At 72.8% G+C, this 6,304-nt stretch carries 3 protein-coding genes; 1 reads left to right on the plus strand and 2 read right to left on the minus strand.

Features of this window, described 5'->3' with window-relative positions:
• Nucleotides 1-127 precede the first annotated feature (127 nt).
• Together ACWGKI_RS20390 and ACWGKI_RS20395 are read right to left on the minus strand one after the other, a co-directional pair.
• Nucleotides 128-3,196, minus strand: coding sequence for a UPF0182 family membrane protein (locus ACWGKI_RS20390; RefSeq protein ID WP_452189468.1), 3,069 nt, complete (start codon nt 3,194-3,196; stop codon nt 128-130).
• A 118-nt stretch (nt 3,197-3,314) separates the two neighbouring features.
• On the minus strand, nt 3,315-4,481 hold the full coding sequence (locus ACWGKI_RS20395) for a YlbL family protein (protein WP_452189470.1): 1,167 nt from the start codon (nt 4,479-4,481) through the stop codon (nt 3,315-3,317).
• 226 nt (nt 4,482-4,707) lie between these two features.
• On the opposite strand from ACWGKI_RS20395, the gene ACWGKI_RS20400 reads away from it, so the two are divergent.
• The gene (locus ACWGKI_RS20400) at nt 4,708-6,225 is read left to right on the plus strand and encodes a zinc-dependent metalloprotease (RefSeq protein ID WP_452189471.1); all 1,518 of its coding nucleotides are present in this window, start codon (nt 4,708-4,710) and stop codon (nt 6,223-6,225) included.
• Nucleotides 6,226-6,304: the final 79 nt, after the last annotated feature.

The raw sequence follows: 6,304 nt of genomic DNA on the forward strand, positions 1-6,304 counted from the left end.
ACCCCAACATTGTCGTCGGCAGCGACAGTGGTTTAAAAGACCCAGGCCCCGCGGCTGCGCGCCCGGAGCCGCCGCGGGCCCGCCGGCCCTCTCGGACCGGCGACCCCGCGCCGCGCTCCCCCGACGGTCAGCCGGCGGACTCGATCTCGTTCTCCGCCGCGACGGCCTCCTCGATCGCCTTCTGCAGGCGGTCCTGCGCCTTGCCGTACGCGGTGAAGTCGCCGTCCTTCAGCGCCTGGTCGCTGTCGGCGAGGGCGTCGTTCGCCTCCTGCAGGGCGGAGTTGAGGCGCGTCTGCGGGTCGCCGGTCGGCGTCGCAGCGCCGCTCGGCTCGGTCGTCGGCTCGGTCGTCGGCTCCGTGGTGGGCTCGGTGGTGGGCTCCGCCGACGGCTCGGTCGAGCCGTCACCACCCTCGACCGGTGCCGTCGGCACCTCGGTCTCCGCCTCGCCCGCGGCGTCACCGGCGTTGGCGCCGGAGTCGCCGCCGAACACCTGGTCGAGCGCCTCGTCCAGGGTCTCCGCGTACCCGGTCTGGTCACCGAACGCGACGAGCACCCGGCGCAGCAGCGGGAACTGCGTGCCGCCGGCCGACTGGATGTACACGGGCTGCACGTACAGCAGGCCACCACCCACGGGCAGCGTCAGCTGGTTGCCGCGGACGACGTTCGACGAGCCGCGCTCCAGGATGTTGAGCTGCTCGGAGATCGTCGGGTTCGAGTCGAAGTTGTTCTGCACCTGACCCGGGCCCGGCACCGTCGAGTCGCGTGGCAGCTCCAGCAGCCGCAGCTCGCCGTACCCGTCCGCCACCTTGCCCGCGGTGCTCCCCGCGTCCCCGTCGGCCGCGAGATACCCCGTGAGGATCTCGCGGTCGGTGTTACCGCCGGGGATGAACGTGCTCGTCAGGGAGAACGCCGAGTCCTTCTGGCCCGGCATCTGCAGGGACAGGTAGTACGGGGGCTGCTTCGCCGCGGGCGCCTTGCCGCTCGCGACCGGGTCCTCCGGGTTGGCCCAGAAGTCCTGGCCGGAGAAGAACTGGCCGGCGTCGTTCACGTGGTACTGCGTGAGGAGCGTCCGCTGGACCTTGAACATGTCCTCCGGGTAGCGGATGTGGCTCATCAGGTCGCCCGAGATCTCCGACAGCGGCTTGACCGAGGTCGGGAACACGTCAGACCACGCCTTGAGGACCGGGTCCTGGGTGTCCCAGGCGTACAGCGTCACGGACCCGTCGTAGGCGTCGACCGTGGCCTTCACCGAGTTGCGGATGTAGTTGACCTCCGGCGGCATCTCCACCGGCACGCCCTGCGCGGCGAGGGTCAGGGAGTCCGCGGTCGCCTCCTGCATCGGCTTGCTGGTCGAGTACGGGTACGCGTCCGACGTGGTGTACGCGTCGATGATCCACTTGACGCGCCCGTCGACGACGGCCGGGTACATCCCCTGGTCGAGGGTCAGCCACGGGGCGACCTTCTGCACGCGCGTCATCGGGTCCCGGTCGTAGAGGATCTGCGACTGGTCCGTCACGCGGTCGGAGAACAGGATCTCCTGCGACCCGAACTTCAGCGCGTAGAGCAGCTTGCTGCCGAACGAGCCGATGGACGGGCCCGCCTTCACGTCCTGCGTCGGGAACGTGGTGTTGACCTGCTGGCCGCCCTGCTCGTCGTCCGCCTGGTAGTCCAGCTCCCAGGGCTTGGTGTCCTCCGGCGCGCCCACGACCGAGTACTCGGTGGTGGAGGGGCTGAAGTAGATGCGCGGCTCGTAGCCCTTGTCGGTCAGCGCCCCCTGCGTGGGGATGCCGCCCTCGTAGAACGCCGGCTGGCCGTCCGGGCCGGGCTGGTTGCCGTACGCCGCGACGACCCCGTACCCGTGCGTGAAGACGGTGTGGTCGTTGACCCAGTTGCGCTGACCGTCGCCGAGGCCACCCAGGTTCAGCTCGCGCACGGCGATCACGGTGTCGCGGGACTTGCCGTCGATGTCGTACCGGTCCACCGCGAGGGTGTCCGCGAAGTTGTAGTACTGCTTGTTCTGCTGCAGCTGCCGGAACGACGGGCTGACGATCTGCGGGTCGAGGAGCCGCACGGACGCCGTGGTCTCGGCGTCCGCCCGCAGCGCGCCGGCCTCCGCCTCGGTCGTCGCGTCGTACGGCTGCGTGTCGATGCTGTCGAGGCCGTACGCGTCGTGCGTGGCGTCGATGTTGCGCTGGATGTAGTCGGCCTCGAGCTCCTGGGCGTTCGGGTTCACCTGGAAGCGCTGCACGACGGCCGGGTAGATCCCGCCGATCGCGATGGCCGACACGACCATGAGGCCGACGCCGATCGCCGGCAGCCGCCACGTGCCGCGCACCGCCGCCACCACGAACAGCAGCGCGACGAGCACCGCGACGCCCGTGAGGATCTCCTTGGAGGGGATGACGGCGTGCACGTCGGAGTAGGACGCCCCGTTGTACCGCGCGTTGGTGGTGCTGCCGTTGGTCGCCGTGAGGAGCGAGTACCGGTCGAGCCAGTAGTTCGCGGCGATGACGATCATGAGGACCGCGCCAAGGACAGCGAGGTGCACGCGGGACGCCCGCGTGGTGCGCGGCGTCCCGGCGGGCACGGGGCCCAGCCGCAGGCCGCCGTACAGGTAGTGGGTCACCAGCGCCGCGATGCCCGCGATGATGACGACCGCCATGAAGAAGCTCACGACGAACCGCAGCGCGGGAAGGCTGAAGACGAAGAACCCGAGGTCGAGACCGAACTGCGGGTCGGTCTTGCCGAACGACGCCGGGTGGATCGCGAGGAGGACGCTGCGCCACTGCGCGGACGCGGCCACGCCGGCGAAGAACCCGACGACCACCGGCCCCGCGATCGTGACGACCCGGCGCAGGGGCTCGATCGCCTCCCGGTACTGGTCGAGCGTCGCCTGCTCAGGGGTCGACGGCGCGTACACGGGACGGACCCGGTAGGCGACGGCGAACGAGGAGAAGACCGCGCCGCCCATCACCAGGAACCCGAGGACGAACAGGATCCCGCGCGTGATCCACTCCGTCCAGATCACGTTGCCGAAGCCGAGGGCGTCGAACCACATGACCTCGGTCCAGAACTGGGCGAGGAGCAGCAGCGCGATGACGACCGCGGCGACCACCACGAGCGTGATCGCGAGGGGGCTGCGTCGGCGTTTGGCCGGGGGGCCGGGACGTCGACGGGGCGGGGCAGCGAAGGACACGGTGCGGGCACCTCACTCGTGCTCGGGACGGACGGACGTTCTGGGTGTGAACGTCCCTGTCATCCCTCAGGTTCCCACGCTTCGTCCCCCCGTGGGCGACAGCACCTTCACGCGCCGGTCACGAGCACGTGGGCAGGTCCGCACCCTTCCCGGCGCCGATGTCCTCGATGGCCGCGCGGGCGTCGTCGAGGGTGGACATCTTCACGACGCGCAGCCCGTCCGGGACGTGCCCGACGACCTCGTCGCAGTTGCGCGCCGGGGCGAGGAACCAGTCCGCGCCGGCGTCACGGGCGCCGAAGAGCTTCTGCTGGATGCCGCCGATCGGGCCGACCTCGCCGTCCACGCTCATCGTCCCCGTCCCGGCGACGTGCGCGCCGTGCAGCTCGTCCTCGGGCGTGAGCTTGGTGATGATCGCCAGCGCGAACATCGTGCCGGCGCTCGGGCCGCCGATGTCCCCCGGCCGGATCGTCACGTCCACGGGGAAGTCGTAGGACGGGTCGAGGTACACGCCCAGCGCCGCGCGCCCGTCGCCCTCCGCCGTCGTGACCGTGAGGTCCTCCGGCTTGCCGTCGCGGTCGACGCCGAGCACGACGTCGTCGCCCGGGGTGACGTCGTCGAGGTCGGCGAGCAGGTCCTGGTGGGTGGTGATGTCGTGCCCGTCGAGACTGCGGATGACGTCGCCGGCCCGCACCACCCCGTCGGCCCCGGACCCGGGCGCCACGCCCGCGACCGTCAGCGTGGCGGGCACCTCGTACCCCAGCTCCGTCAGCGCAGCCACGGTGGCGGAGGACTCCGACCCGGCCATCTGCGCCTGCCCTACCTGCTGCTGCTGCTCCTGCGTGGTCTGCTCCGGGAAGATCGACTCGACCGGCTGCACCGACCGCTCGCCCGAGCCCCAGCCCCACAGGACGTCACCGAGCAGGACGTCGCCGCCCGGCCCGCCATAGACGCTCACGGTGGTGAGCCGCAGCTCGCCGGTCACGTCGTAGGTCTTGGCTCCCTCGATCTCCACCACCGGCTGCGCCGTCGCGCTCTTCCCGCCGCTCGACGTCGCGCCCGACCCGGCCACGTCCGCCCCCTGGAGCCCGAGCGTGTCCTCGGTCGGGCCGGGGGCCCGGATCGCGTACGGCGCCGGGAGCACGAGGAGCACCGCGGCGAGCAGCGCCGTCACGAGCAGGGACACGCCCAGGGTCACGCTGCGCCGCGACGCGCGCGGTGCGGGGACGACGCCGTCCGCGGACGCCGAGGGGTCGTCGGACGCGATGATGTCGCGGTCGAAGGTCACCGCCACATCATCGCCGACGTTCCTGGACCCCGCGCCAGGTCCGCGGCCCGCGGACCTCGGCCGTCAGGGGTCTCCGGGGGATCTGCGCCCAGAGCGAACCTCCGGAACCTCACGGCCCGGTCGGACGTCGTCGGTGGTTACGGTGATCCGGTCGGCACGGCCGCCGTCCGACCGGAACCGCCCGCAACCATTCCCTAGCCGTTTCGCAGCCAGGCGAGGAGCCCTCATGAGCAACCTTCCCGACGACCCCGAGGGTGCCGAGGAGCGCGAGCGCATGCTGCGCTCGATGCTGGAGGGGTTCTTCGGCGAACGCACCGACGAGGTGCTGGAGCAGATGCGCGCGCAGGGCATCGACCCGGCGGCGCTTGCCGGGATGCCCGGGGCGGGCACCCCTGACCCGGCGACCATGCAGCACGTCCTCGCGCAGGTGCAGCGCCTGCTGTCGGCGTCCGGCGACGGTCCCGTGAACACCGACGTGGCGCACGACGTCGCCCGTCAGGTGGCGGTCGCGGAAGGCGACCCGTCGCTCACGGGTGGCCAGGCCAAGGCCGCGACCGACGCCCTCGCGGTGGCCGAGCTGTGGCTCGACGCCGTGACCGACCTGCCGCCCGCCGGCGGCCGCACCCATGCCTGGAGCCGCTCGGAGTGGGTGGAGGCCACCCTGCCGGCGTGGCACCGCCTGGTCGCGCCGGTCGCGACGTCCGTCGCCGAGGCGCTGGCGACCGTGCTGCGCGACCAGCTGCCGGGCGGGTTCGACGACGGCGACGCGCTGGGCATGCCCGGCCTCGGCGGGCTGCCCGCAGGCGCGCTGGGCGGCGGCCTCGACCCCGCCCAGATGATGCGCCGCCTCGGGTCGGCCGTCTTCGGCATGCAGGTGGGCCAGGCCGCCGGCACCCTCTCGCGGGAGGTGTTCGGGTCCACCGACGTCGGCGTCCCGCTGCTCTCCGAGCCGGCGACGGTGCTGCTGCCCACCAACGTCGCGGCGTTCGCCGACGGCCTCGACGCGCCGCTGGAGGAGGTGCGCCACTTCCTCGCGCTGCGCGAGGCCGCGCACGCGCGGCTGTTCACGCACGTCCCGTGGCTCGCGGCCCACCTGCACGGACTGGTGGAGCAGTACGCGCGCGGCATCACGATCGACCTGGACGTGCTCGAGCAGCAGGTCCGCGACATCGACCCCAGCGACCCGGAGGCCCTGCGCGGCGCGCTCACGGGCGGCGTCTTCGGGCTGCAGCACACGCCGGAGCAGGAGGCCACGCTGCTGCGCCTCGAGACCGCCCTCGCGCTCGTCGAGGGGTGGGTGACGGAGGTCGCCGCGTCCGCCGCGCTCCCCCACCTGCCGCACACCTACCCCCTGCGCGAGATGATCCGCCGCCGCCGCGCGGCGGGCGGGCCCGCGGAGCACACCTTCGCCACCCTCGTGGGCCTCGAGCTGCGGCCGCGTCGCTCGCGCGACGCGACGGCCCTCTTCGCGCACGTCATGGCAGAGGGCGGGCCGGAGGCGCGCGACGCCGTCTGGGACCACCCCGACCTGCTGCCGGGGACCGCGGACCTCGACGACCCCGCGGGGTACTTCGCCCGGCGCGCCGCGCAGGCCGACGAGCAGTCGGACGTCGACGCCGCCCTCGCGCAGATCTTCGGCGCCGCGGAGAGCGGCGGCGCGTCCGCCGACGTCGAGCCGGGCAGCACCCCGACGTCGGACGACGGGGCTGACGAAGGTCCCGACGACGGGCCCGCCGCCCGCTGAGCCGGCGGCCTCTCGACCGGGTCCCGGCGGCTCAGCCCTCCGGGACCTCCGGCGCGTCGTCCGCGGGAGCGGGCGACGC

The organism is Isoptericola sp. NPDC055881, assembly GCF_053615895.1.

What these genes read in the sequence shown, in the direction of transcription:
- ACWGKI_RS20400 (WP_452189471.1), top strand. Translation starts at nt 4,708, where the DNA reads ATGAGCAACCTTCCCGACGACCCCGAGGGTGCCGAGGAGCGCGAGCGC.